Source organism: Grimontia sp. THUN1695, assembly GCF_059704325.2.
The window spans coordinates 1,959,775-1,985,555 of sequence record NZ_AP046577.1 but is presented as its reverse complement, the minus strand read 5'-3'; the positions used below and the strand labels follow the sequence as shown (position 1 = coordinate 1,985,555).

General features: G+C 52.1%; 22 protein-coding genes. 9 read left to right on the top strand and 13 right to left on the bottom strand.

What is annotated here, in order from left to right:
* Positions 1 to 865 precede the first annotated feature (865 nt).
* On the top strand, positions 866 to 1,783 hold the full coding sequence (locus AC6IB1_RS12515; protein ID WP_032475470.1) for an IS5 family transposase: 918 nt from the start codon (positions 866 to 868) through the stop codon (positions 1,781 to 1,783).
* A gap of 28 nt (positions 1,784 to 1,811) precedes the next feature.
* Here AC6IB1_RS12515 and AC6IB1_RS12510 read toward each other — a convergent pair whose 3' ends face one another.
* Positions 1,812 to 2,081 (bottom strand): hypothetical protein, encoded by a 270-nt coding sequence (locus tag AC6IB1_RS12510; RefSeq protein ID WP_497566940.1) that lies wholly within the window; start codon positions 2,079 to 2,081, stop codon positions 1,812 to 1,814.
* Between the two features lie 254 nt (positions 2,082 to 2,335).
* Between AC6IB1_RS12510 and AC6IB1_RS12505 the strand changes: the two genes are divergently transcribed.
* The 5 genes from AC6IB1_RS12505 to AC6IB1_RS12485 all read left to right on the top strand — a co-directional run bounded on the left by AC6IB1_RS12505 (position 2,336) and on the right by AC6IB1_RS12485 (position 7,940).
* Positions 2,336 to 3,217 carry a tyrosine-type recombinase/integrase gene (locus tag AC6IB1_RS12505; protein WP_497566128.1) on the top strand — a complete coding sequence of 294 codons (882 nt, stop codon included), beginning with the start codon at positions 2,336 to 2,338 and terminating at the stop codon, positions 3,215 to 3,217.
* A complete protein-coding gene (locus AC6IB1_RS12500; protein WP_497566939.1) occupies positions 3,214 to 4,260 on the top strand; it encodes an IS91 family transposase in 1,047 nt (348 codons plus the stop codon). Before AC6IB1_RS12505 ends, AC6IB1_RS12500 begins: the two co-directional genes overlap by 4 nt.
* A gap of 344 nt (positions 4,261 to 4,604) precedes the next feature.
* Positions 4,605 to 4,928, top strand: coding sequence for a hypothetical protein (locus AC6IB1_RS12495; protein ID WP_057620207.1), 324 nt, complete (start codon positions 4,605 to 4,607; stop codon positions 4,926 to 4,928).
* 444 nt (positions 4,929 to 5,372) lie between these two features.
* Entirely contained in the window at positions 5,373 to 7,334 is a 1,962-nt protein-coding gene (locus AC6IB1_RS12490; RefSeq protein WP_497566938.1) for a RecQ family ATP-dependent DNA helicase, read from the top strand.
* Positions 7,335 to 7,418: 84 nt separating this feature from the next.
* Positions 7,419 to 7,940: a DUF2058 domain-containing protein gene (locus tag AC6IB1_RS12485; protein WP_497566937.1), complete on the top strand. Its 522-nt coding sequence runs from the start codon at positions 7,419 to 7,421 to the stop codon at positions 7,938 to 7,940.
* Positions 7,941 to 7,946: 6 nt separating this feature from the next.
* Here the strand turns inward: AC6IB1_RS12485 and AC6IB1_RS12480 are convergent, their stop codons facing one another.
* From AC6IB1_RS12480 to AC6IB1_RS12465, 4 genes are read right to left on the bottom strand one after another with little or no spacing between them, the layout of a single operon-like run.
* Positions 7,947 to 9,086 carry a Gfo/Idh/MocA family protein gene (locus AC6IB1_RS12480; protein ID WP_497566936.1) on the bottom strand — a complete coding sequence of 380 codons (1,140 nt, stop codon included), beginning with the start codon at positions 9,084 to 9,086 and terminating at the stop codon, positions 7,947 to 7,949.
* Between the two features lie 13 nt (positions 9,087 to 9,099).
* Positions 9,100 to 10,602, bottom strand: coding sequence for a sugar ABC transporter ATP-binding protein (locus AC6IB1_RS12475; protein ID WP_497566935.1), 1,503 nt, complete (start codon positions 10,600 to 10,602; stop codon positions 9,100 to 9,102).
* An 11-nt stretch (positions 10,603 to 10,613) separates the two neighbouring features.
* Positions 10,614 to 11,561 carry an ABC transporter permease gene (locus AC6IB1_RS12470; RefSeq protein ID WP_497566934.1) on the bottom strand — a complete coding sequence of 316 codons (948 nt, stop codon included), beginning with the start codon at positions 11,559 to 11,561 and terminating at the stop codon, positions 10,614 to 10,616.
* 50 nt (positions 11,562 to 11,611) lie between these two features.
* Positions 11,612 to 12,568, bottom strand: coding sequence for an ABC transporter permease subunit (locus tag AC6IB1_RS12465; protein WP_497566933.1), 957 nt, complete (start codon positions 12,566 to 12,568; stop codon positions 11,612 to 11,614).
* Positions 12,569 to 12,861: 293 nt separating this feature from the next.
* Between AC6IB1_RS12465 and AC6IB1_RS12460 the strand changes: the two genes are divergently transcribed.
* The gene (locus tag AC6IB1_RS12460) at positions 12,862 to 13,863 is read left to right on the top strand and encodes a sugar ABC transporter substrate-binding protein (protein ID WP_497566932.1); all 1,002 of its coding nucleotides are present in this window, start codon (positions 12,862 to 12,864) and stop codon (positions 13,861 to 13,863) included.
* A 171-nt stretch (positions 13,864 to 14,034) separates the two neighbouring features.
* Here AC6IB1_RS12460 and iolG read toward each other — a convergent pair whose 3' ends face one another.
* A complete protein-coding gene (gene iolG, locus AC6IB1_RS12455) occupies positions 14,035 to 15,033 on the bottom strand; it encodes an inositol 2-dehydrogenase (RefSeq protein ID WP_497566931.1) in 999 nt (332 codons plus the stop codon).
* A 7-nt stretch (positions 15,034 to 15,040) separates the two neighbouring features.
* The gene (locus AC6IB1_RS12450; protein WP_497566930.1) at positions 15,041 to 16,663 is read right to left on the bottom strand and encodes a GMC family oxidoreductase; all 1,623 of its coding nucleotides are present in this window, start codon (positions 16,661 to 16,663) and stop codon (positions 15,041 to 15,043) included.
* 166 nt (positions 16,664 to 16,829) lie between these two features.
* On the opposite strand from AC6IB1_RS12450, the gene AC6IB1_RS12445 reads away from it, so the two are divergent.
* On the top strand, positions 16,830 to 18,530 hold the full coding sequence (locus AC6IB1_RS12445; RefSeq protein WP_497566929.1) for an extracellular solute-binding protein: 1,701 nt from the start codon (positions 16,830 to 16,832) through the stop codon (positions 18,528 to 18,530).
* On the opposite strand, the gene AC6IB1_RS12440 is transcribed toward AC6IB1_RS12445, so the two are convergent.
* Genes AC6IB1_RS12440 through AC6IB1_RS12420 form a run of 5 tightly spaced genes read right to left on the bottom strand, consistent with a single transcriptional unit; the run spans position 18,527 to position 24,166 of the window.
* Positions 18,527 to 19,363 carry an ABC transporter ATP-binding protein gene (locus AC6IB1_RS12440; protein WP_497566928.1) on the bottom strand — a complete coding sequence of 279 codons (837 nt, stop codon included), beginning with the start codon at positions 19,361 to 19,363 and terminating at the stop codon, positions 18,527 to 18,529. The two genes, AC6IB1_RS12445 and AC6IB1_RS12440, sit on opposite strands and share 4 nt — an antisense overlap.
* Positions 19,364 to 19,365: 2 nt before the next feature.
* Positions 19,366 to 20,229 (bottom strand): ABC transporter ATP-binding protein, encoded by an 864-nt coding sequence (locus AC6IB1_RS12435; RefSeq protein ID WP_497566927.1) that lies wholly within the window; start codon positions 20,227 to 20,229, stop codon positions 19,366 to 19,368.
* 10 nt (positions 20,230 to 20,239) lie between these two features.
* Positions 20,240 to 22,066, bottom strand: a complete 1,827-nt coding sequence (locus AC6IB1_RS12430) for an ABC transporter substrate-binding protein (RefSeq protein ID WP_497569139.1) — start codon at positions 22,064 to 22,066, stop codon at positions 20,240 to 20,242.
* 28 nt (positions 22,067 to 22,094) lie between these two features.
* Positions 22,095 to 23,141: an ABC transporter permease subunit gene (locus AC6IB1_RS12425; RefSeq protein ID WP_497569138.1), complete on the bottom strand. Its 1,047-nt coding sequence runs from the start codon at positions 23,139 to 23,141 to the stop codon at positions 22,095 to 22,097.
* Entirely contained in the window at positions 23,141 to 24,166 is a 1,026-nt protein-coding gene (locus AC6IB1_RS12420; RefSeq protein WP_497566926.1) for an ABC transporter permease subunit, read from the bottom strand. The genes AC6IB1_RS12425 and AC6IB1_RS12420 overlap by 1 nt, the downstream gene beginning before the upstream one ends.
* Before the next feature lie 360 nt (positions 24,167 to 24,526).
* Between AC6IB1_RS12420 and focA the strand changes: the two genes are divergently transcribed.
* The gene (focA, locus tag AC6IB1_RS12415; RefSeq protein ID WP_497566925.1) at positions 24,527 to 25,369 is read left to right on the top strand and encodes a formate transporter FocA; all 843 of its coding nucleotides are present in this window, start codon (positions 24,527 to 24,529) and stop codon (positions 25,367 to 25,369) included.
* A gap of 205 nt (positions 25,370 to 25,574) precedes the next feature.
* Here the strand turns inward: focA and AC6IB1_RS12410 are convergent, their stop codons facing one another.
* On the bottom strand, positions 25,575 to 25,724 hold the full coding sequence (locus tag AC6IB1_RS12410; protein ID WP_005503497.1) for a hypothetical protein: 150 nt from the start codon (positions 25,722 to 25,724) through the stop codon (positions 25,575 to 25,577).
* Between the last annotated feature and the right edge of the window lie 57 nt (positions 25,725 to 25,781).

Genomic DNA, 25,781 nt, shown 5'->3' with positions numbered 1-25,781 from the left:
TGAGCCGTCAGTGATTGGATGGTATCGTATTAAGGTAGGTAAATTTAAAACGATCAATGGAAATCACTCTGAGTCTATGCGTTTTTTCTGGTGTTTCAACTTTATACGTAAGGTGTCCAAAAGCTGGGAGGTCGACTGCCCTACGTGTGGGGAGCGTCGCTTGGTCTGCGTAGGCGTAACACGACCGAGATAGCCGAAAGGCGAACAGAATAAGGAGAATGGCGACCATTTAGACGAAGGAGAAAACGCAGAGAAAGAGACACACAATCACGTAACCCATTGAAGTTATGCAATACCTGATAACTTCCTGGCGGCGCTCGCCTGTCAATCAGTGACGGGCGTACATCCACACTGTGCTCATCCGAGCAATTTACTTAATAAAGCAGCGACGGGCTTGTTCAACACCCAAATAAAGTGTCGGCTGCGCGACACTTATTCTTATTTGTTAAATGCGTACTTAACCTTGCTTTTGTCCAGATGGTGGGGCTGGACGTGGTTTTTGTGGCGGCGGGTTTGTATTACCTTTTTTCACAACGCCTTCATTCACTATAACTTTTTTCTCACTCATATCTATTTCCTCATTTCTATTACTATTTTAGTTCTGTCTAATGATAAATACTGAGAATCGACAGTGTACATTTGCTCCGCTGTGTCATTTTTATAAACGACAACATCGCTCAATAAGATCTCAGCTTCCTTTGAATCATCAGAAAATGCCTGAATCCAACCGTCATACATTAAGTTGTTCTCAAGATCTCGAACAGTTACCCATGTTACGTCTGGCGAATGGCGTTGTTTCCTAAATCATTGAACTAATCATCGGTGCCGCGATCAGATCATCAGAACCTGAAAATGAGTGACGATGATGGGCAAAGCCAAGTACAAAATCAGCAACTGGAAGCAATACAATCAAGCATTGATTAATAGAGGTTCAGTCACCTTTTGGGTTGATGAAGCCGCTATCCAGAGTTGGCACTGCAAAAAGCACCATGGGAAACGGGGAAGAGGCTTTACGTTTACCGATGGTGCCATTGAAACGGCGCTGATGATTAAAGGCATTTTCAAGCTCCCTTTACGCGCCCTTCAAGGCTTTCTCGACTCGATATTTGTCCTGATGGATGTACCGCTGAAATCACCGTCCTACAGCTGTATCAGCAAGCGCGCCAAGACCGTTGAGGTTCAGTATCGCTTACCAAGTCGAGGGCCTGTAGCGCATGTCGTTATTGACGCCACAGGCTTAAAGGTCTTTGGCGAAGGTGAGTGGAAAATGCGGAAACACGGCAAGGAAAAGCGCCGTGTTTGGCGAAAGCTACACCTTGCGATTGATGCCAGTACGCATGAGGTCATTTCAGCTGTCGTCAGCTTGGAATCAGTAGGCGACAATGAAGTGTTACCGACGTTGCTCAATCCGTTACGCCGAAAAATCACACAGGTCAGTGCTGACGGGGCCTACGATACAAAAGCTTGCCATCAGGTGTTAAGGAAAAAAGGTATAAAGCCGACTATTCCGCCGCGCAGCAATGCTGGCTTTTGGGAGGATGGTCATCCTCGAAATGAAGCCGTGAGTGCCTTGAAATCAGGTCACTTGGAAGAATGGAAGCGAGAAGCGGGATATCATCAACGCTCCCTTTCAGAGACTGGGATGTATCGGTATAAAAAGTTACTCAGCCCACAATTGGCACTGCGTGATTACAATGCACAGGTTGGTGAGGCATTGGCGAATGTCAAAGCGATGAACAAAGTCATAAGACTAGGTATGCCTAAGAGTTACCGAGTTGGATAACTGATATAACTCGCGGTGGATCAGTACGTTAAGTGACTGATTTGATCAACAACGCCGGGTTTGATGATAAAAAATCAAGAACATAGCCACCTTCTTTTGGCTCTTGTACAAGTAGTTCTACCTCCGAATAGAATTCTTGTCGCATTTTTGCAAATTTCCATAGCTGCCCATGATGCTGTTCTAAATAGGCTCTATCCATTGAATTTTGCAGATGGGTAAGCGTTTTACCCAAAGTTCTCATACTTACTTGGTGGTTTACCGCTATATCACCATCAAAATGAATTTGAACAAGACTCAAATTAACCTCCTGTTTTAATTGTTAGAAAGTACCTTTACTCATTAACATATAACGCCCGGTTAAGGGGCAACCAACGCCACTACCAAGCTTCAGCACAACACCGTAACCACAAAAACCAACGCATGATAAAAATGCCACGCGTTGGTTGTCCCTCTTGAACCGTTTGTTGAACGAAGCCGCTACGCGGCAGAATGCCGCCTGACCGCCTACGTTTCTCCCAACCCTGCCCATCACCAGCAGACAGGAGAAACACCATGAACCCGCAACAACAACAGCACTTCGAGGCCCTTTACCAACAGCACCTCAACAACTTAACCCTTCAAGGCAAACGTCCCGCCACCATTGACGCCTATGCCCGCGCTGTCCGGCGTATTGCCGCCTTCTTCGATTCTCCCCCCGACAACCTCTCTCAGCAACAGCTCAAAACCTACTTCGTGCGCCTTATCGCATCCCATTCCTGGAGCACCGTGAAGCTCGACCGTAATGGCCTGCAGTTCTTCTACCGCTATACCCTCAATAAGCAGTGGGAATGGCTCGATATCGTCAAGCCCCCTCAGGTCAAACGCCTGCCAGATATCTTAACCCCCAACGAAGTCGGGCTGCTCATCACCTTTACCCGACAACCCCGCTATCAACGCTTCTTCTACACCCTTTATTGTCTCGGATTGCGTCTGGGCGAAGGACTGCAACTCACTGTCGGGGATATCGACAGTGCCCACCATCAAGTGCATATCCGCAATGCCAAGGGCGGTAAAGACCGCTTGGTGCCGCTGCCCGACAACACCCTCACGGTGTTGCGTCAATACTGGTGCACCCATCGCCACCCAACCTTGCTTTTTCCCGGTATTGGCAATGAAGGGCCGATGGACCGCGGCGGCGTGCAAAAAGCCATGAAGCAGGTCTGTCGGGACGTCGGTATTCATAAGGCCATCAGTCCTCATTCCCTGCGCCATTGTTATGCCACCCACCTGCTCGAACAAGGCTTGGATTTACGCTCTCTGCAACGCCTGCTCGGTCATGCCAGCCTCACCACCACGGCGCGCTACACCCAACTCACTGACGTGAAGCACGCCCAACTTCATCAGGCAGTCAATCAACTCGCGTCTGGCCTCACCATCATGTGGGAGGCGCCATGAGTGCCTTTATCCAACTGCTGCAACAGCATGCAGGAACCCTAGATACTCGACACCTTACTCCGGATATCGGGCGGGCTATCTTTGCCATGACCCGTTGTCGGACCGGAGCGTTGGGAACATCACAATGGGCATGTCAGGGCTGTCACCATGACGAGCGAACACCGCTCTCGTGCGGGCATCGCCACTGCCCCCAATGCCAACACCCTCACACGGTGCAATGGCTCCAACGACAGGCGGCTAAGCTGTTGCCGACCTCGTATTTTATGGTGACCTTCACGCTGCCTGCGCCAATGCGTCACCTGGCCCGTACACAGGCCAAACCCTTGTATGCCTTGATGTTCTCGGTCGCAGCGTCTGTACTCAAGGCGTTTGCCCAGCGCAAACATGGCGGCGACAGTGGCTTTACCCTGGTGCTCCACACCCACAACCGACGGCGGGATATGCACCCGCACCTGCATGCCATTGTGCCTGCCGGGTTTTACCACCCCACGCGCCGCCAGTGGCATAAGGGCAATAAGCAGTTCCTTTACCCTCACGCGGCACTGGCGTCGGTCTGGCGCGCTCGGCTGTTGGCCGCCATCAACGCCCATCCCACCTTGACCTTGCCACCCTCGCTGCCTGCGCAATGGGTCGTGGACTGCCGCGCCGTGGGACAGGGATTACCCGCCCTCAAATACCTCTCTCGGTATCTGTATCGTGGGGTTTTACCGGATAGGGACATTCTCGATATCAGCGATAATCAGGTGACCTTCCGCTACACCGACAGCCAAACTGAGCAATCGGCGACGCGCACCTTGCCGACTCAGCGCTTTTTGATGTTGATCCTTCAGCATGTATTACCCAAAGGGCTACAACGGGTACGCGACTATGGCCTGTTGCATGGCAGCGCCAAGCAAAAACGGCTCACGATCCAGCTGATGCTGCTTCATGTGGCACATTCGACCTTGCCGCAAGAGGCGCCCACCAAACACCACACTGTCCGGGGTTGCCCTACCTGCGGGGAGCGTCGCCTGGTCTGTGTGGGCGTAACACGACCGAGATAGCCGAAAGGCGAACAGAATAAGGAGAATGGCCGCCATTTAGACGAAGGAGAAAACGCAGAGAAAGAGACACACAGTCACGTAACCCCTTGAAGTTATGCGATACCTGATAACTTCCTGGCGGCGCTCGCCTGTCAATCAGTGACCGGCGGGCTTCCTCTCTATGCGCATCCGAGCAATTTACTTAATAAAGCAGCGACGGGCTTGTTCAACACCCAAATAAAGTGTCGGCTGCGCGACACTTATTCTTATTTGTTATAGCGCAACTCAAACTTCTCACTTGACGTAACAACGATCCAATTGTAACATTGTTACACCCAATCAATGCTACGCTTCAAGGAGATATTATGAGCAAAGTATTAAGACTCACTGTTGATGTTTTCAACCGCTTAGAAACTAATGTTGCAGGGTTTGAATCACCATCAGAAGTTACAAACCGAATGATAGATAGCCACGAGGAGTATGAAGTATTTCAATATGTGGCTCGTGCGATTATCAGTGCAAAAGACTTTATCGATGAAACTGGCTCTCGAGAAAAAACAGTATTGCTACATCACCCCATAGAAGCCATTGATAAAGCGATGTTATTTGCAAAGGAAGTTTTCCCTCAATACACAATAACCTATAGCTATGAGTCGCCTGGATTAAATCTGAAAATAGTTTCTAAATAGTCCTTAGTACAGTGGCATTGATTCGATGTCACTGCGCTATAACAATTTATTAGATCCCACAGTGGGGTAATTAAACACCCCACTTTGGGATTTTTTGCGCATCCGCCGGACACTTGGACTTAGAATAAGCGCATGTTTTGAATAGAGTATCATCATATGCAACAAAATCGAGAACGAGAAAATACGACAAAATGGGATATTTCCACACACCTCACGATTGGCATTAGAAAATCTATCGAAAATTCTCGGGATGAGATGGGTGCCGTTAGCTTTCGCTAGCAAGAAAGCGGGCACTCCCACACCAACTCCCTCCAATTCTCGCTCCCACTAAACGACTTCACCCAAAACACGAACCTGCCCAGCTTAATCCGCCTTTGTACTCGAAGGGGCGGTTTGCCCGGTGTAGACTGCACGGTGAACTAACCCGTTGAAATGAGGCTCCCCATGCAAACAGGCTCCGCGTATCTACAGACACTCCATCAGGTTTTTGGCTTTGAAAGCTTGCGGGGCGGTCAACAACGGGTGGTGGAAGCGGTGCTGGGCGGGCATTCGGCGGCGGCGATATTTCCGACCGGTTCGGGGAAGTCGCTGTGCTATCAACTGCCGGCGCTCCATCTGCCTCACCTTACGCTTGTTATTTCCCCGCTGCTGGCGCTGATGAAAGATCAGCTGGATTTCCTGCGCAGCAAAGGGATTGCTGCCGCGTCGATTGATTCTTCACTGACTTATGATGAATCCCGCGAGGTGATGCTTTCGGTGAAAGCGGGTGAAACCAAGATCCTGATGATTTCTGTCGAGCGGCTGAAAAACGAGCGTTTCCGCCAGTTTATTGCGTCGGTACCGATTTCCCTGCTGGTGGTCGATGAAGCGCACTGTATTTCCGAATGGGGGCATAATTTTCGTCCTGATTACCTCAAATTGCCGGCTTACCGCACCCAGCTCAATATTCCCCAGGTGCTGTTGCTGACAGCCACGGCGACCCCGCAGGTGATTGAAGATATGCGCAACAAGTTCGGCATTGCGCAGGAGAGGGTGGTGGTAACAGGCTTTTACCGCCAAAACCTCGACCTGAACGTGATCCCCTGCGCGGAGAACAACAAAGCCGCAGCACTGCTTGAACTGCTCCAGCGTGCGCCGCAGTTCCAGCCGACCATTGTGTACGTGACGTTGCAGCAAACGGCCGAAAGCGTGGCAGCCATGCTGGGGACAAATGGCATCGCGGCGCAAGCCTACCATGCGGGAATGGCGAGTGAGGATCGCCAACGCATCCAGGGCGGGTTTATGCGCGGTGACATTCACTGCATTGTGGCGACTATCGCTTTTGGTATGGGGGTGGATAAAGCCGATATCCGGGCGGTGATCCATTACGATTTACCCAAATCGATTGAAAACTACAGCCAGGAAATCGGGCGGGCAGGGCGTGATGGCCTGCAATCGGTCTGTACTGTGCTTGCCAACCGGGAGTCCGTCAGTGTGCTGGAAAATTTTGTGTATGGCGATACGCCGGATCGCATTGCCATCCGTGCCGTGATTGATGACATCGGCGCAACGCCGCCGGGAAGCACATGGGAAGTGATGCTGACCCGCCTTTCCAAAGAATCCAACGTGCGCCAATTACCGCTGAAAACCCTGTTGGTGTATCTGGAGCTGGCGGGCATTATCGAGCCGCAATACAGCTATTTCGCTGATTACCGCTTCAAAATGCGGGTAGATGCTGGGCAGGTATTAAACCAGTTTGAGGGTGAGAGACGGCAATTCGTTGAAGCGATTTTCCACTGCTCGCCCAAATCGCGCACCTGGCACAGTGTGGATTTTGACGCACTGTGGCAGGGATATCAGGGTGACAGAAAGCGGGCGGTGACGGCGCTGGATTATTTTGCGGAAAAAGGCTGGATCGCGCTTGAAAGCAAGCAGATGACCGATGTGTACCGGGTGATCAATCCTGCGCGCTGTCAGGAGGCTCTGGCGATTGAGCTGTGCCGTGAGATGCACAGCTTGTTTCTGTCCAAGGAGGCGTCTGAAATCGGGCGTGTTCATGCCATGTTATCCCTGTTTGAGACAGACACCTGTTTGAGCCACCGGCTGGCAGAATATTTCGCTGATGAACATGCGCCGGCGCAATGCGGGCATTGCTCGGTATGCCGGGGGAACATTGCGCTGTTGCCACGTGCCGGTGTTCAGGAAAATATTGTTCCGGCTGAACTGCAACGCCTGCTGCAACCTTTGTTGGAGGCGGCGTCTAAAGAAGGCGTAGCGGTTTCTGCTGAAGCTGCGACACGGTTTTTGTGTGGAATTGCCACACCGCTGACCGGGCGTTTACGTGCAGGGAAAATGGAAGGGTTCGGTAAGCTGGCAGCGTATCCGTTTGCACAAGTGAAAGAGCAAGTGGCGGCAATGGGTGTTTAACTCGTTTGGGCGTGCGCCCAATCTGGCTTAAATGGTATGATTCGGCCATTAATTCGGGAAAATAGCGCCCACTACGGAGTCAAAATGGCAAAACTAACCCTACAAGAGCAAATGCTTCAGGCGGGTCTTATCGACAAAAAGAAAATGAAAAAGGCCAGTAAAACCTCGAAGAAATCCCGCACCCTGGCGAAAGAGGCCAAAGCAGCCGTTGAAGAAAAACGCGCGGCACAAGTGGCACAGGATCAGGCGCTGAACCGCCAGAAGCAGCAGGAAGCCGAGAAAAAGGCGATTGCCGCGCAGGTAAAACAACTGGTTGAGATGAACAAAATCGACCGCAAAGATGGCGACATTGGCTACAACTTTACCGACGGTACGCTGGTGAAAAAGATTTATGTCAATAAGGAAACCCAGCAGCAACTGGTGAATGGCCGTCTGGCGATTGCCCGTTATCAGGATGGGTATGCGATTGTGCCGGGTGTGGTTGCGGACAAAATTGCCCAGCGTGACGAATCAACGATCGTCCTCAATAACACCGTCGATGAGCAGACGATGGATGAGGACGATCCGTATGCGGACTTTAAGATCCCGGATGATTTGATGTGGTAAGCCGCGTCATGGCTGAATAAAGTCGCTGACGTCCACCCACTGGTTGTGTCTGGCAGAGGTGAGCATGGCATCAATGGTGCACTGCACCTCGTAACCTTCACGAAAACCGGTGTAATGGGGTTTGCCTTGTTTGATGCAGTCGATCAGCTCGGCAACCTCAATCACTTTCAGGTCATTAAATCCCAAATGGTGACCGGGCGCAGGGCAGAACTGGCCATACGGCGGATGGGCCGGGCCGGTTTCGATTTTCCTGAATCCCCCATTTCCCGGGCCGTCTTTGTCTGTCCACACCAGTAACTCGTTCATCCGTTCCTGGGTAAACTGCAACGCCCCTTTGGTGCCGGTGATTTCGAAAGAGAGATCCATGGTCTTTCCTTTCATCATCCAGCTGACATCAATACTGCCCGCCGCCCCATTTTCAAACCGCAGCAGGGCATGGGCAACGTCATCGGTTTCTACCGGCTTGCGCACCGTGCTGCCCGGCCTTTCTGGGCGGGTTTTGTGCACGGTTTCTGTCATGGCGTTTACCTGGGTAATAGGGCCAATCAGGAAACGGGCCATAGAGACGATATGGCTGCCAATATCTGCCAGTGCGCCCCCGCCATCCACGGCTGTACGGAAAGAGTGGGGAGTATCCGGGTCTCCCATGTAATCTTCCGCGTGTCGGCCACGGAAACTGATGATGTCACCAAGCTCGCCGCGTTCAATCAGCCCCTTGGCATAGTGGACTAAAGGATTTCTCAGGAAATTGAAGCCAACCAGGGTAGTGGTGCCTGCCTGCTCGGCGGCGTCTGTCATACGTTTGGCAGATTCACAGGTGGTAGACAGCGGCTTTTCACAGTAGACATTTTTTCCGGCATTGATGGCCGCAAGGGTGATGGCTTCATGCAAGGCATTGGGGGCAGTGATTGCCACCAGATCGATGTCCGGGTTGTCGATAAGGGTATGCCAGTCACCGGTTGCATGGGCAAAACCCAGTTTGCGCGCCTGTAACGTGGCGGTGTCATCGTCAATGTCAGCAAGGGTATGCAGGTGAATGTCTACCGGCAGGTCAAAAAGCCCACCGACTGCGCGGAATGCATTGGCATGGCAACGCCCCATAAAGCCGGAACCCACAAGGCCGACGTTTAAAACTGGTTTGGTCATGATGGTTCTCCGTTTACGCCAGGTTGCGCAGTGATACCGCGTTGATCAGGTTTTCTTCTGTCATGTCATCGCCACTGAATTCTCCTGCCAGCCGTCCTTCGGCAATGGTCAGGATTCGGTGACTGACACCAATGACTTCCGGCATTTCAGATGAAATCACAATCACAGCCAGCCCTTCTTCTGCCAGTCCGGCAATCAGTTCATGGATGGCAGATTTGGAGCCCACATCAATGCCCCGGGTCGGCTCATCAAGGATGATGAGCCTGGGGTTGGCGCAGAGCCATTTAGCTAACACAAATTTTTGCTGGTTCCCGCCGGAAAGGTCGGACACCGGTTGTGCCGGCCCGGTGGTTTTGATTTCCAGCAGCGATTTATAGCGTTGGTAGAGATCGGCTTCGTGGTCGGCGTTCATTACCCCGGCGTTTGACACCATTTTCAGGTGGGGCAGGGTAATGTTGTCCAGGCCGCCCATGTTGAGTACCAATCCCTGTTCTTTGCGGCTTTCAGGAACCAGTGCCAGCCCCTTGTCGATGGCTTCGCGGGGAGATTTGAAATTCACCTTTTCACCACAGAACAGTATCCGGCCCTGATCGCTTTTGCGGATGCCAAACACGGTTTCAACAATTTCAGTCCGGCCAGCCCCGATAAGGCCATACAGGCCGACCACTTCCCCAGCACGCACTGAGAGGCTGATGTTTTCAAACAGGCCATTGACGCCCAGTTGCTCAAGGCGGAGCACTTCCTCACCAAAGTTTTCTTTAGCCCGGATGAAGTATTGGTCCAACGTGCGACCAATCATCTTGCTGGTGATTTCATGGGCATCGGTGTCAGCGGTGATCAGGGTGCCCTGTATCTGTCCGTCTTTCAGCACCGTAATGCGGTCAGTGATCTGGAAGATCTCGTCCATTTTATGGCTGATATAGACAATGCCGACCCCTTGCGCCTTGAGGGTATTAATGGTGGCAAACAGTTGGTCTTTTTCTGAATCGGTCAGCGATGCCGTCGGTTCATCAAACACCACCACGTTGGCGTGAAAGGCGTGGACACGCGCAATTTCTACCATCTGCTGGCGGGCAATTGTCAGGTCACCGACCCGGGTGTCGGCACTGAAATCACAACCCAGCAGGTCGAGCGCTTGCTGGGCCTCCCGGTTGAGCTTCCCTTTCTGAATCACGCCAAAGGTATTGGTCGGCCAGGTGCCAAGAAAGATGTTTTCTGCCACCGACAGCTCTGGCGAGAGCGACAATTCCTGATGGATAAGCAAGATGCCGCGTTGCAACGCATCACGCGGGGAAGGCAGTTTTATCACGTCGCCCCGGTGGCGGATTTCGCCTTCCTCCGGCTGGTAAATCCCAGACAGGATTTTCATCATGGTGGATTTGCCGGCACCGTTTTCCCCGACCAGTGCGTGCACTTCGCCGGCATTGATGGTGAAGCTGATATCGTCAAGCGCAGTGACGCCGGGAAAGCGTTTGGTGATTCCGCTGAGGCTGAGAAGGGTTTCCATTTCCGTCATCACACAGTCCTTTATGTTCTTGTCAACATGACGCGGTCAAGCAGCAGCGCCAGCACCAGCACACTGCCCATGACCATCAATTCAATGTAATTGGGGGTATTGAGCAGGCGCAGTCCGTTTTGCAACACCGCCAGGGTTAAGATGCCGCCCAGGGTTTTCCACAGGCTGCCGTAGCCGCCCTGAAGACGTGTACCGCCAAGTACCACAGCGATAATGGCCCAGAGTTCCCAGATTTTTCCGGCGTTAGGCTCTGCCGTACCCAGCCGCATGGACAGCAAAATACCCGCAATCGCCGCTAAGGTGCCGCAGATAACAAAGTTGATAACTTTGTGGCGTTTGACGCGGATACCGGCTTCGTGGGCAGCCTCAATGTTGTCACCAATGGCGTAGGTTTCGCGTCCGTGGCGGGTATGGGACAGCATCCATTGCAGAGCAAAGGTGAGACTGAGAAAGATGATGGCAGTGATCGAAATCGGACCGAGATAAATTTCCGGGTATTCGGTGTAAGTGAAATCTTCCACCATCAGAGCGTTTTCCCCGGTGTAGATAAACACCAGCCCACGGATACCAATCAAACCACCCAGCGTGACGATAAAAGAGTGCATGCCGGAAAGAACCACCAGGGTTCCGTTCAACAGCCCAAGGGCTGTGCCGGAAAGCAAGGCGACGAACACCGCAGGCCAGATACCGATATGCGGCTGCAAGCCAATAGCCAGCGCTCCAGCCAGGGCGAGAATGGCGCCAACGGAAAGATCGATTTCCCCGTTGATCATCACCAGTGTCATGCCGACAGCCAGAATGCCGATAAACGCCGACTGGGTCAGGACATTGCTGAGGTTATTCACCGTCAGGAAATAGGGCGACGCCAGCGAAAAGGTGGCAATGGCCAGCAATAAAAACAGCCAGATATGGTTGCGGGCCAGCATCCTGCCGGCAGCCGCAAAGTGTTGTTGCTTCATGGGGGCATCTCCGTTTCGTGCCTGGGTTTTGGATGAAGTCGTGGTGTTGGTCATGCCAGTACCCTCCCGCGTTGTGCAGCCAGATCTGCCCAGACTGCAAAAATGATCACCGTCCAGGTCACCAGCCACTGTACGTAGTAAGGAAAACCAAGCAGCAACAGGCCGTTTTGGATAAAGCCGAGCATGGAAATTCCTATCACGGTGCGCCAAATACTCCCTGTGCCGCCCATCAGTGAGGTGCCGCCAAGGATAATGCCGGCCAGTACGGTTAACTCGTAGCCCTGACCAATGGTGTTCTGCGCCCCCATGACCCGGCTTCCCATGATGATGGCGGCAATGGCAGTCGCTAGTCCGGAGATCACATAGGTGCTGAAGACTGTCAGAGAGGCACGGACACCGGAGTAGACGCTGGTAGTTTCATTGCCGCCAACGGCAAACACTGTTCGGCCAAAGTGGGTACGTTTGAGCACAAACGCAGCGATGGCGCCAAAGATCAGGAAAATCCATACCGGCACCGGAATGCCCAACAGGTCACTACGGCCAAAAAAGGCAAACCAGGTGTCCTGTGCATTGGTGACGTTGACATTGGAACCGCCAGAGTAGAAAAGGGTGACACCCTGTAAAAACGAGAGCATGGCGAGCGTGACGATCAGGGCGTTCAGTTTGAGAAAACCGACTAAGGCACCGTTGACGGCACCGATAAGCATGCCGGTTAACAGGGTGACCAGTATCGCGCCGGTTGGCCCAATCTGGTTGTGTAAATCGACGACTATTACCGTCAGTAAGGTCAACATGCTGCCTACGGAGAGGTCAAGACGTCCGGTGATCACCACAAACGTAACGCCAATGGCAATCATGCCAGTGATCGAAACCTGTCTGATGACATCAAGGATGTTGCCGGGCGTGAGAAAGCTCGGTGCGCTGAATGCAACAGCGACGAGAAAAAAGACAAACGCTATCAGCAGTCCGTTTTTCCTTAACAGATGAGATGACACTTTCTGTGTCATAGGCAATCCTCCCTGTGCCTGAGTTGAGATCATGTTTTTAACAATCTACTTATAATGTATTCAACAATCTGTTGATGATGTTATGACAAGTAAGCACGGGGAACAGGCCAAAAAAATCCATTTTGGATATTGGCAGGATAGGCCAAGAATCTTCAGTTTGGATATTTCTTTGGTTGTAAAACAGCAGTGGCAGGTAAAAGGTTAATAGCGAGTCCGGCCAAACATTTGACGTTCACCTTATGCCGGAATCCAAGCCATTTCCTGGCTTTGGAACAGTCAACAATGGAGGTTTTATGACTGTAAAAACGCTCAAAACGCGTCTGCTCTCTGCGAGCATGCTCCTTCTTCCTTTCGTCGCGGTGTCTGTCTCAGCACAGGAAGCACCGGAATGGTTGGGAGGAGAGCTGAAAAAGCCGCTATCAGAAACCCGGATTGGTATTACAGTGCTTTATCCCGGTTCAAATGCGTATCAGGCTAAGTATGCAGAGACTGCGGAAAAGTACACCAAAGAACTGGGGTTGAAAGCCACGGTAATGGATCCTCAAGGTGACCCGGCTACCCAGTTTAACCAGATTCAGGACATGGTTTCCCAGAATCTTGATGTCATTGTGCTTTGGCCTACCTCGCAAAACGCACTGATCCCGGCTGTCCGACAGGCGTCATGGTCAAACATCCCGGTGATTACCTCTAATTCGCCCATCGGTGAGAGTGGCAGGCGTTATATTGCCGCGCATACTGGCCCGGATGATTGTGCACAGGCCGAACAGGCGGCAGAAATGCTGGGTGATTCGCTGGAAGAGAAAGGCAATATCGTCGTGGTTGAAGGCACACCGGGTTACACCGTGTCTATCCTGCGCAAGAACTGCTTTTTAGACAGGATGGAAGACCAGTACCCTGACATCAAGATTCTGGCGAGCCAGACAGCGGAATGGAACCGGGAAAAAGCACAGACAGTGATGGAAACGTTCCTTACCAAATATGGCAATGACATCGACGGCGTTTATGCGTTTGACGACGGTATGGGGCTGGGTGTGATTTCAGCTCTGCAAGGGGCGGGCAAAAAGCCGGGTGATGTGAAAGTGGTGACGTGCAACCTGTTCGGTGAAGGATGGGATGCCATTAAAGCCGGTTGGGAGACCGGATCCAACAAACAGTCACCGGTCGACGATGCCATTCTTGCCATCCAGACCGCGGTGAAGGTGGCCAATGGGATTGATGTGCCTGCACTAAACCAGATAGAAACGCCGAAAATACAGTCGGATAATGTCGATCAGTTTGCGCGTCCTGATTGGTAAACCGCTTCCCAATCAATGATGCTTAGTACGGGCCCTTCGGGGCTCTTTTTCATTTCAGGGACTTTCATTACAGGGACAGACCCTAAAAAAGGAAAAGAGAAAAGGGAAAGGAGAAGAGAAAAGAAAAAAGCGCCAGACGGGGCAGTCTGGCGCGGGTGGTTGCGGGATAAGTCAGGATGCCAGCGCTAGGCTCTTACCTAGCTCAAACGACGCCTGACAGGTCTGGGCGATTTTCAGTGCATTCAACCCATCTTCCAATCCGGCGCAGGGTGGTGTGCCCTGCTGGACCGCGCTGACAAAATCATCCACCTCCCGGCGGAATGATTCGGCGTAGCGTTCAAGGAAGAAGTACTGCAACGGCGGCTGGCTGTGGGTAGACGCTGCAGAAAAATGTTGCACCGTCTGCTCGGTATGGTTCAGGGTTTGCAGCATGCCGCCATCACCAAAGGCTTCAATACGCTGGTCAAACCCATAGACAGCCCGCCGGCTGTTGTTGATATGGACCAACAGGCCGCTTGGCATACGCAGGGTGGTCATGGCGGTATCGACATCCCCCAGCTCGCCAATCGCCGCATCGACCATACAGCTGGCTGCGGTATACACCTCTACCGGCAATTCACCGGCTATCCAGCAGGCAAGGTCAATATCATGGATGGTGCTGTCACAGAAATAACCGCCAGAGTGCTTGAGGTACTCCAGTGGCGGAGGCCCCGGATCACGGCTGGTAAGCAGCAACATGTTGAGACGGCCGATATCGCCGCGCTGAACCCGTTGCCTTAGGTGGTCAATGGCCGGATCAAACCGGCGGTTAAACCCCACGGCAAATGTTACCGGGTTTTCAGCCAACACACTCTGGCAGGCCAGAACCCGATCGATACTCAAATCCACCGGTTTTTCACACAGGATGGGCTTACCTGCTCTGGCAGCGAGGCTGATGTATTCAAGGTGTGTAGACGTCGGGGAGCAGATGATCACGGCATCTGCTCCCTCATCAGCAATCGCTTGCGGAATATCGTCACTGGGCTGACCGCCATAGCGGTCAGTCAGGGCGGTTGCCGAGCCCATAGAGCGGCTGGCGATAGTACGGATACGGGCGGTTGGGTGCTGGGCAACGATTTGGGCGTAGATTTCTCCCATACGCCCTGCACCGACAATGGTGATGTTCATCATGTGCGCCTTACCTCCCTGCGGCCTGCATTGGGATAGACGCCCAGTCTTCCAGCACCATTGCTGCCCCTTTTTCACCAATCATCATGGTGGCGGCATTGGTATTGCCGGACACAATCGTCGGCATGATAGAGGCATCAATCACGCGCAGGTTTTCGACACCATGTACGCGCAACCTTGGGTCGACAACCGCCATGTCATCGATCCCCATTTTGCAGGTGCCGACCGGGTGCAACAGCGACAGGCCGGATTCCCGGCAATGTTCAAGCAATTGCTCGTCACTTTCGTAGTCGGGCCCCGGGTTGATTTCACTGTCGACAAACTGCTTCATCGGCTGTGTTGCGGCGATTTTTCTTGCGTGGCGAAGCCCTGCAATGGCGGCCTCCCGGTCATACTGGGTTGAGAGGAAGTTAAACTGGATAGCCGGGGCATCGCCGGGATTGGCCGATTTGGTATGTACAAATCCCCGGGATTCCGGACGGATATGTTCCGGCAGAATAGTAAAGCCGGAAAACTTGCGCGGCTGCAGATCTTCGCCGGTACACCAGGCCATAAAGGTGATCATCATATCCGGGTGTTCGTCATCCCCGGTTGTGCTGATAAAGGTGTTGGAGTAGTTACCATTGCTGGCCATCGGCCCGGTCCGGAACAGGATGTATTGCGCCATGGCGAGGGCGCCTTTTAGCGGGTTGTTGGCCAGATCATTGACCGTCAATGGCTGAGTCGACTTGTATTCCAGACCAATACCGAAATGATCTTGCAGGTTGTTGCCGACGCCTGGCAGGTGATGTGTTGGCGTAATGCCGACACTTTCCAGATGCTTGCTGTCGCCAATGCCGGAGAGCTCAAGCAGTTGTGGCGAATTAAAGGTGCCACCACAGACAATCACTTCTTTGGACGGGGTGACAGTATTGGTCACGCCGCGCTTGTCGCGGTATTCAACCCCTGTTGCCTTGCCGTTATCCAGAAGGATGCGCTGTACCGTGACATGGGTGCGTATATCTATGTTTCTGCCAAGGTTAGAACGCAAATAGGCGGCTGCTGTGCTCCAGCGACGGGCATCTTTGGTGTTGACCTGCACATAGCCGGTGCCCAGTTGGGATTTACCATTAAAATCAGGGTTTTCCGGTGCACCAAGGTTCACCGACGCCTGATTGAACGCATCTGCAATCGGGTGGGTGGATGGCAGATCAGACACCCAGACCGGGCCGTTGATGCCGTGAAACGCGTCAGCCCCTCTCTCCTGATGCTCGCTTTTTTTAAAGAAAGGCAGGACGCTGTCAAACCCCCAGCCTTCACAGCCTTCGGTTTCCCACCGGTTGAAGTCCTCTGGCTGCCCGCGCACATAAATCATGCCATTGATAGAGCCAGTGCCGCCCAGTACTTTTCCCCGTGGCTGGTGGAGCCTGCGGTTGTGCATGTTGGGCTCCGGTTCACTGGTGTAGCACCAATTGACGTTGGGATTGGCGTAGAGTTTGGCATAGCCTAAAGGAATGTGAATCCAGGGGTTGCTGTCCTTCCCTCCTGCTTCCAGCAATACTACATTGTAACCGGCGTCGCTGAGCCTCCCTGCGACAACACAGCCTGCAGAGCCTGCACCAACCACCACAAAATCCGTCTGTTCCTGCGACATCTCTTTCCCTCCGTGAGAAATGGTTCTGAAACCCTTTGAGTTTTTCACAACCGGGGAAAAGGCTGGGGCACGTTTGTATCCAAAATGGATATTCTTTCATGATCGAGAGGCGGTGGTTTTGCCACCGTGTCTATACTCACTGGATATGCAGTACAGAGGGACAAGGATGACCCGGGAAGAACTCTTGAGGATTCTGGACTTTACCGAATCAACACGGAAGTTGGTAGAAGATGGCAACAACCTTTCACTGACCGATGCACGCTGGAACATTATCGCGTTTGTTATCCGGAGGCATTTTGAAGGGAAGTTGCTGACCATTACCTCGATTGCCATGGCCTCTAATGTGCCCTATGCCACGGCGATGCGCAGGATTGGCGAACTGGTTGATGAAGGCATGCTGCTAAAACGTGCCCGCACCCGCACTGGGAAGTCATTCTCCCTGCACCCGACAGAGAAGATGATTGCTGAGTTTGAAAATTACGCCCACCAGCTGAAATCACTGGTGGGACATACGTTTGGTTTCAGTCAGCGGGGCTATGGCAAAAACCGGGAAGAAAACGACTATTACTTCGGGGCGTCCTATATGGGCTCGCGGCTTATTCCTTACCCCAGTGTGATGGAGGAAGGGATAGGTTATGACCGGGTTGTGCGTATTCTCTGTCCGTCTGATCCGACGTTTAAAACCTTGAGTGACATGTCGCGAAACCTTAATGAGCTTTGTGGCGGGAAACTGGAGGTGGTTAATCTGTCGCTGGATGCGCTGCACGATGAAGTGATAGAAAATGCGGCTCTGCCCTCGTCCAAATACGACATTATGGCAGTAGATTTACCCTGGTTTGGTGAGTTTGTTGAGCGGGGGGCCATCACACCGCTGACGGCGCTGATTGAAAAGCACCGCTACCGGTTCAGTGATTATCATACCTCCGCCTGGAAAGGGTCGTCCTACCGGGGAGAGCAGTATGGTATCCCCATCCAGCCCACAGTCGAGCTGTTGTTTTACCGCAAAGATCTTTTCCAGTCGCTGGGGTTGCCTCCACCATCGAGCACGGAAACCCTGTTGAGTTGCGCCAAAGCCTTGCATAACCTGAAGCCGGAACTTTATGGCATTGTGCTTAACTGCGGGCAGGGAACACCGGTGGCCCAAACCTTTTTGCAGACCATGGCGGCATTCGGTCAGCCTGTGATTGACTTGCCCAAAATCGGGGACGAGTACACTGTTGAAGGCATAGAAAGCCAAAAGCTGCACCCCAAAGTAAACAGTGAGGGGGGACGGGCTGCGGCAGAATTCCTGCTGGCTTTGTTGAAATATTCCCATCCTGCCAGCCTGCATTGCAACTGGGATCAGCGTATTCGCCTGTTTTCGGAAGGAAAGGCCGCCATGACTTATGGCTGGTCTATCCGGGCGGCCATGATTGAAATGGATGAAAGCTGCGAGGCGCATGGCAAAGTGGGGTACACGGTCAGTCCGCCGGGACCGGGGGCTAAACCGGTTTCGCCTATCGGGGGATTTTCGCTGGTGATCCCTGCTAACCTTGCAGATGACAGGCTGGAGAAAAACTGGCAGATGATGACTTACCTGAGTCGTCCAGACCTGATGAAGTGGTACACCCTGAACGGCAGTTTTTCCAGTCCACGTTTTTCAACCAGTGCCGACCCGGAAGTACAGCAGTTCAGCAGCATTTTTGAAACCGTGGATGAGCTGGAGCGAAAAGGGGAAATCCACAACTGGCCGAGGCCGCCAGTGCCTGAATTCAGTGATATTGTGGCAATACTGGGTGAAGAAATTCACAAGATGTTGCGCGGGATCCTGACCGTTGATGATGCCCTGTCCCGCGCCCAGAAGCGCATTGAAGCATTGCGGCGTTAGCTTCGTGCTTGCATCAGCTCTGCCTGCCGTTTCTTCCTGCGGTCTTTGGGGTGGTTAACTGGTACGGCAGACAAAAGCGTTTGGGAGTATTCGTGTTGTGGTGAGGCATACAGGGTTTTCGTGTCGCCGTATTCGACCACATTGCCGAAATACATCACTGCGATGTTATCGGATACCTGACGCACAACAGAAAGATCGTGGGAGATAAAAATCATCGCCAGGTTCATTTCCTGTTGCAGCTTTAAAAGCAGGTTCAGAATTTGCGCCTGCACTGACACATCCAGCGCCGAGACAGATTCATCACAAATCAGCAGTTTAGGCTTAAGTGCAATTGCACGGGCAATGCCGATACGCTGGCGCTGGCCGCCGGAAAACTCATGCGGGTAGCGACTGACGGATGCTGGCGGTAACCCGACTTTTTCCAGCAATTCCCTGACCCATTGCTTGCGTTCACTGCGTGTGCCGACGCGGTGGATCTCAAAAGGCTCTTCCAGAATCATGCCGACGGTGTGGCGCTGGTTGAGCGATTCCAGCGGATCCTGAAACACGATTTGCATCTCTTTGCGCAGCGGGCGCATGGCGCGCGGGCTGAGGTCAGTGATGTCTTGGCCTTCAAAGAAAATCTTGCCACCGGTGGGCTCGTAGAGCTTGAGAATCGTGCGCCCAAGGGTGCTCTTGCCACAGCCGGATTCGCCAACAAGGCCGAGGGTTTCGCCACGTTTTACACTGAAAGAAACACCGTCCACCGCTTTGATGGTGTAGCCCTTTTTGAAAATGCCTTTGCCGGAGACGAAGTGTTTGCAAAGGTTGTCGATGCTTAGCAACGTTTCCATGGTTAACCTCGATATTCCGGGAACAGGTCAGGGTCGATATCAGGAATATCGATCAGCTGTTTGGATTCACTGGACAGGTTTGGCATCAGGCCGAGCAAGCGCTGGGTGTAGGGATGCTGGGGATGGTCAAACAGGGTGAAGACATCGGCATTCTCGACAATTTTGCCGCCATACATCACGGCCACATCGTCACAGATTTCCGCCACCACGCCCAAGTCATGGGTGATAAAAATCATCCCCATGCCGGTTTCTTGCTGAAGGTCATTCATCAGGTCAAGGATTGAGGCCTGCACGGTCACATCAAGCGCCGTTGTCGGCTCGTCACAGATGAGAATGTCTGGCCTGCAGGCAAGCGCCATCGCAATCATCACCCGTTGACGCATCCCGCCGGAAAGGTTGTGCGGATATTCATCCAACCGCTTTTGGGGCATCGGGATTTGGACTTTTTCCAGCATATTGAGGGCCTCGGCCCGTTGTGCTTTCCTGTCCATAGCGGGGTTGTGCAGCGCCAGCACTTCCATAAGCTGTTTGCCGATGGAATGCACCGGGTTCAGGGCGGTCATCGGATCCTGGAAAATCATCGATATCCGGTTGCCGCGCATACGGTACATCTCTTCCGGTGGCAGGTGAACCAGATCGGTGCCGCGATAGCGGATCTCGCCGGTAGTAACCTGTCCATAAGGTTTAGGGAGCAGGCCCATGATAGACATAGCGGTCACACTCTTGCCGCTGCCCGATTCGCCCACCAAGCCCAGCGTCCGGCCAGCCATGACATCTAAGTTCGCGCCACGAAGGATTTTCACCACTCCGTCATCGGTGGTGAATTCGGTTTCCAGTCCGCGAACGCTGAGAATCGGTTCTGCCATCTTTTCTGCCTTATTGCTTGTAGCGATCATCAATCACTGTCACGGGGGCGAATGCCTTGTCACTGTCCATGGCATCGAGGGTTTCTTTTTTCATGTCTTCGTCAATCCAGAAGGTACTGTCGCCTATCGCACCGCCGACAGTGAGAAGGGTACCTGTCCATTTTTGCATAGGATTCTCTGGGTATCTGATCCAGCGCCAATGACCTTGTCGTGTCCATGGAACGCTATAACTTGGGGCGACAACAGCGGCTTCTTGAATGATGCGTTGCATCGCTTGTGACAACTGATGCTTTTTACTGACGTCGAATTCAGCCCGATACTGGTCAATCAGCTGATCAAGCTCGGGGGTGCTGAAGTTGGTAAAGTTGTTGGTTTGTGGTTTATTGGCGTTGTCAGAATGAAAATATTGCCAATAGCCAGGGGTTTCATTTGCCCCCATATTGATAAATGCAATCTGGTGTTTTTTCTCCGATACGTATTTAAAGCCAGTGGCACCATCAATGAGCTTCAGTGAAAACGCCAGACCTGCCAATTTTGCCTGTTCTTTAAGGTAGGCCATACGTTGCGTAAAAAACGCGAGAGGGTATACCAACTCAAACGAAAGCCGCTCACCTTTATCATTGACCCGAATACCGTCTGAGCCGACTTTTTCAAACCCTGCTTTGACGAAGTATTCAATGGCTTTATCTATGTTGAAGTCCGGTGCTTTGGCATCAGGCCAGGAATAATTACCATGCCCTGAACCTATTGCGTGGGGTTTACGCTGGTAGTCTCCACGAATAAGCTTCTCAATCAGTCCATCAAAATCGGTGGCATGGAGAATGCCGCGACGCACGTTGATGTCGTCCAGCAGCGGTATGGCTGTATTCAGCCACAATCCGCCTCCTCCTTGCGGTGTTTCATTGAAACCCCAAAACCTATGAATATAACCCTTCTGGTAGGCTTCCCCGTTGGTTTTCTCATGCCAGATTTCCGGGAGGGTGAGGTCATAAGTATCCAGTTTTCCTTTTTCGAAATGTTGTCTGGCGACATCGGTATCACGAATCACGGTGATTCGGATTTTGTCGACATTGTAGCGGTTCTGGTAGTACTTGTTACCATATCCCCACCAGTCATCACCCACGTGTTTGAACGTCACGCTTTTCCCTTTTTTGATGTTGTCGACAAAGTAGGGGCCTGCGGTGGGCTCAGGCTTAAAGTTGTATTTGCGGACAAAGTTATCGTCTACGCCGTCCCCGTTATTGTCTTTACCTGACTGGTAAAAATGCTGGGGGCGTGGAACCAGTCCGCCAACTGTGCGCATGAGTTCCTCCGGATTTTTCTCGTCCACGGTGCTGGCCGCGATAGTATGGTCATCAATTTTCACCACATCAGCGATGGTCTTAGTGTAGTAGTCGTTGTACCAGGGGGCGACGATATCCTTTGAGCGGTAGAACTGGAGCATAAACACAAAGTCATCTGCGGTGAGCGGCTCACCATCGTTCCATTTGGCCTTTGGGTCGAGCTTGAAATAGAGCGTTTTGTTGTCCCACGCGTAAGCCCATTCCGTGGCGATGGATGGGATCCAGTTGAGCGTGTCCGGGTGGCGAGTTACCAGTCCCGGTACGTTATCGAGAAAATAACTGCGAAGGCCAGCATTGGAATCGGGTCCTATGCTTCGCAGCGTCAGCGGAAAACTGGCTAAATGGGTGCGCAATATACCACCACGCTTGGCGTTATCAGAAGCAAAAACCGGATCGTCCCAGTTTGTCTGCCAGTTCAGGTTGGCAGGAAGCTCGGCGGCGTGCGTGGTGAAGGTGAGTGCGGTAAAGGCGGCAAGTGTGATTGGTTTTAACATCGTCAATGTAAACATGGTCACTTCCTTGTCAGACATAGCGGGTGAATTTTTTCGGGTCGAACGCGGCGCGCACCGCATCGCCAATAAAGGTCACCATGGTGAGCACCAACACCGTGGCGGTCACCACTGAGGTAACAATCCACGGGCTGTCGAGATTTGATTTTCCCTGTTGCAGCAGCTCCCCCCAACTCGGTGTCGGAGGTGCAAGGCCAAGACCGAGATAATCCAGTGCGGTCAATGCGGTAATGTTGGCCACAACAGTAAAGGGAGCCAGGGTGATCACCATTACCATGGTATTGGGCAAGATATGTTTCAGCAGGATACGGAGGGTGGAGGCGCCAAGTGCGCGGGCCGCCATCACGTATTCCCGGGCAGATTCTTTGTACGTCATGGTGCGCATATACCAGGTGATGCCCATCCAGCCGAATATCACGTTGATGGCGACAAACAGGGTGAAGGTCGGTTTGGTGATGGAGACCAGTATCATGATGACGTAGAGAAAAGGGATCATTGACCAGACTTCAATCAACCGCTGGCTGATAAGGTCGAACTTGCCGCCGAAAAAGCCCATGGCACAACCAATGACGGTGCCGATGGCAAAGCAGACGGTCATGGTGGTGAGGGCATACATCATGGCGATGCGAAAACCATAGAACAGGCGGGCCAGTACATCACGGCCAATCACATCCGTGCCGAGGTAGTGCTGGGATTCAACACTTGGTGCGTAAGGCGGAAACTCCCCTTCGATAAAGTCCTGCTCATACGGGTTCCACGGCACCAAGGGCATGATAACGAAATTACCTTTGTCTTCTTGCTCAAACAGGACTTGCAGCTCGCGGTAGTTGGCTTCGCTTTGGTAGTCCTGTCCAAACTCAGTACCAAGGCGCACATCACTGACCACCGGGAAGTAAAACTCGCCGTTGTAGCGCACCATCAGGGCTTTGCTGTTGATGAAAAACTCGGCAAACAGAGACAGCACCAGCAACGTAGACAGGACAAGAAAAGACCAGTAGCCGGGTTTGATTTCCTTGAAGCGTGTGATCTTCTTTTGCGTAAGGGGGCTGAGGGTCATCATCATTCACCAAACCTTACCCGTGGATCAACGAGTGCCACACAGATGTCTGAAACGATATTGCCGACCAGCAGCAAGGCGGCGTTCAGGGCTACGATGGCCATTACTACCGGGTAATCCCTTTCCATAATGGCTTCATAACCAAGCAGGCCAATACCGTCGATATTGAACACCACTTCAATCAGGAAAGAACCGGTCAGGAAGAACAGCAATGAGTTACCGAAATGGCTCGCCAGCGGAATGAGGCTGTTCTGCATCGCGTGTTTACGTACCGCATCTTTAAACGGCAGCCCCTTGGCAATCGCGGTACGGATGTAATCGGCAGACAGGTTTTCCATCAGGTTGTTTTTCATGGTGATGGTCAGGGTGGCAAAATCCCCGATGACGTAACAAATCAGCGGCAATACGGCATGCCAGAGAACGTCTTTGATCATCGCCCCTTTGGTGTCGAGATCGTCAAAATCATCCGAGGTAAACCCGCCCATCGGAAACCAGTCGAGGTGGAAGGAAAACACGCTTAAAAGCAAGATACCGACGACATAACCGGGCAGGGCATAACCCACGAAAATCAGCACCGAAGAGGCATTGTCGAAGGCGGTGTTGTGTTTTACCGCTTTATAGTAACCGAGCGGTATCGACACCAGATAGGCAATCAGGAACGTCATGCCGCCGTAAAACATCGACACCGGCAGACGCTCGGCAATCATGTCCAGCACCGGTTCGTAATAGCGGGTAGATTCGCCAAAATCGAGCACCAGTAATCGGTTTAGCCACTCCCAGTAAGCATCTATGACCGGTTTGTCGAGGCCGTAGAAGGCGTTCAGTTCCTCTAACTGGTATTCATCCAGTGCAGAGTTGTCCTGAAAGCTCTGGTTTTGGTCTGCCCCTTCCTGCATAAACTGGGTTTGGGCGAGCATGCGTTCAACCGGGCCGCCCGGCACAAAGCGGGTAATGGCAAAGATCACCAATGTAATGCCAAGGAATGTAGGAACGACGAGTAATAACCGCCGTAGTAAATAGGCTAGCACCGAACGACTCTCTCCTTGTCTGTGGGCAGGGGGGGCTGTGTCTGCAAAAAAGAATGGCCAACAATCAACAGACCTTAAAGTGTTGTGGCACTTGGCATTACTTCACAAGCTCACTGCGTCAGAAATGTGTGAGTGCTCTGATTTGTGTCCCTGGATCTGTACTTTCTTTTTGCTGGAAAGTGAAATGTGCAGAAAATCATCACTCTTTCATAGCCAGTTCCACTTACTTTGTTTCGAACCTTTTGGGTCGATGAAGGTTCACATTTTTCTGCATGAAACAGGATGAAATTACCCCTTGAAAAAATAAGGAAATAGAGAGATTATCCGCGCCCTTCCTGTTCATACAAAGTGCTATTAACCATGAATTTTATTCAGTTTGACTCTCTGCCACCGCCGCAGATCGCGGAGCGTGCTGTAGAAATTGGTGTGGCGAAAGCAACCAAAGACCCATTCAAATCGTTTCTTCTGGCGATTTCTGCCGGTATCCATATCGGTATTGCCTTTATTTTCTACACGACCGTGACAACCGGTGCCAGTGATATACCTTGGGGCATGAGCCGTTTTGTCGGTGGTATTGCATTCAGTCTGGGGTTAATCCTGGTGATCATTACTGGTGGTGAGCTATTCACCAGTTCGGTACTCACATTAGTGGCACGAGCCAGTGGAAAGATCACTTGGGGGGCTTTGTTTAGAAACTGGCTGGTGGTCTATGGTGGTAATCTGGTGGGGGCTATCCTGCTGGTGGCTTGTATGTTGGTCGCACAGCAGTATATGTTCGATAATGGCCAGGTGGGTATTAACACGATGAAGATTGCAGAGCACAAACTGCATCACGGCTTCTTACAGGCAGTGGCGCTTGGCATCATGTGTAACGTGCTGGTGTGTATTGCTGTGTGGATGACCTATTCAGGCCGTACATTGACGGATAAAATTCTGGTGATGATCCTGCCGGTGGCAATGTTTGTGTCAGCAGGCTTTGAACACTGTATTGCCAACATGTTTCAGGTACCGATGGCGATGGGTATTAAAACGTTTGCCCCGGACACATTCTGGGCGATGACGGGCATGAGTGCCGCAGACTTTGCAGGCCTGAATATGACCGACTTTATTCTGAATAACCTTATTCCTGTGACTATAGGGAATATCATCGGCGGCGGTATGTTTGTAGGCATTTGGTATTGGATGATTTACCTGCGCGACTGATTGGCGAGGGAAGTTAGCTAAATATGCTTTCAGGCGGTCTGAAGGCAGGCACAATTAAGTAAGGCCAGTGGTGATACCCACTGGCCTTTTTGGCGTGTCGCCTAGAGAAAGATCAGCCAGACCGTGTTTCTGACTGCAAGGTGTTGGCACATCTTATCTAAAACCGAAGGGTAAGGGGTGCGCCTTATGTCAATGAGCGAGTGTCTTAGTTGGTGTAGTTGGTGCCGCTGTCATCTGGCAGCTGGCATTCCGGTGCGTCTGAACCTTCTGGGCAGTCAGTTGTCGATTCACTGGCAAGTGCCAAGCCTGAGAAAAGTACCGCGAAGGCTAACATCAACGTTTTAAGCATGTTCATTTCTATTGCTCCTTTTTCCATTGGAGTTAAGTTAATTAGTTCAAAAGGTCGTTGGAC

Excerpts from the sequence above, each read along its gene's own strand:
- AC6IB1_RS12470 (WP_497566934.1), bottom strand. The coding sequence starts at position 11,561 with ATGAAGCAACAACACTTTGCGGCTGCCGGCAGGATGCTGGCCCGCAAC.
- AC6IB1_RS12480 (WP_497566936.1), bottom strand. The coding sequence starts at position 9,086 with ATGACCAAACCAGTTTTAAACGTCGGCCTTGTGGGTTCCGGCTTTATG.
- AC6IB1_RS12450 (WP_497566930.1), bottom strand. The coding sequence starts at position 16,663 with ATGTCGCAGGAACAGACGGATTTTGTGGTGGTTGGTGCAGGCTCTGCA.
- AC6IB1_RS12460 (WP_497566932.1), top strand. The coding sequence starts at position 12,862 with ATGACTGTAAAAACGCTCAAAACGCGTCTGCTCTCTGCGAGCATGCTC.
- AC6IB1_RS12475 (WP_497566935.1), bottom strand. The coding sequence starts at position 10,602 with ATGACGGAAATGGAAACCCTTCTCAGCCTCAGCGGAATCACCAAACGC.
- AC6IB1_RS12485 (WP_497566937.1), top strand. The coding sequence starts at position 7,419 with ATGGCAAAACTAACCCTACAAGAGCAAATGCTTCAGGCGGGTCTTATC.
- AC6IB1_RS12410 (WP_005503497.1), bottom strand. The coding sequence starts at position 25,724 with ATGAACATGCTTAAAACGTTGATGTTAGCCTTCGCGGTACTTTTCTCA.
- AC6IB1_RS12430 (WP_497569139.1), bottom strand. The coding sequence starts at position 22,066 with ATGTTAAAACCAATCACACTTGCCGCCTTTACCGCACTCACCTTCACC.
- AC6IB1_RS12425 (WP_497569138.1), bottom strand. The coding sequence starts at position 23,141 with ATGATGACCCTCAGCCCCCTTACGCAAAAGAAGATCACACGCTTCAAG.
- AC6IB1_RS12505 (WP_497566128.1), top strand. The coding sequence starts at position 2,336 with ATGAACCCGCAACAACAACAGCACTTCGAGGCCCTTTACCAACAGCAC.
- iolG (WP_497566931.1), bottom strand. The coding sequence starts at position 15,033 with ATGATGAACATCACCATTGTCGGTGCAGGGCGTATGGGAGAAATCTAC.
- AC6IB1_RS12435 (WP_497566927.1), bottom strand. The coding sequence starts at position 20,229 with ATGGCAGAACCGATTCTCAGCGTTCGCGGACTGGAAACCGAATTCACC.
- AC6IB1_RS12490 (WP_497566938.1), top strand. The coding sequence starts at position 5,373 with ATGCAAACAGGCTCCGCGTATCTACAGACACTCCATCAGGTTTTTGGC.
- AC6IB1_RS12440 (WP_497566928.1), bottom strand. The coding sequence starts at position 19,363 with ATGGAAACGTTGCTAAGCATCGACAACCTTTGCAAACACTTCGTCTCC.
- AC6IB1_RS12495 (WP_057620207.1), top strand. The coding sequence starts at position 4,605 with ATGAGCAAAGTATTAAGACTCACTGTTGATGTTTTCAACCGCTTAGAA.
- AC6IB1_RS12445 (WP_497566929.1), top strand. The coding sequence starts at position 16,830 with ATGACCCGGGAAGAACTCTTGAGGATTCTGGACTTTACCGAATCAACA.
- AC6IB1_RS12465 (WP_497566933.1), bottom strand. The coding sequence starts at position 12,568 with ATGACACAGAAAGTGTCATCTCATCTGTTAAGGAAAAACGGACTGCTG.
- AC6IB1_RS12515 (WP_032475470.1), top strand. The coding sequence starts at position 866 with ATGGGCAAAGCCAAGTACAAAATCAGCAACTGGAAGCAATACAATCAA.
- focA (WP_497566925.1), top strand. The coding sequence starts at position 24,527 with ATGAATTTTATTCAGTTTGACTCTCTGCCACCGCCGCAGATCGCGGAG.
- AC6IB1_RS12500 (WP_497566939.1), top strand. The coding sequence starts at position 3,214 with ATGAGTGCCTTTATCCAACTGCTGCAACAGCATGCAGGAACCCTAGAT.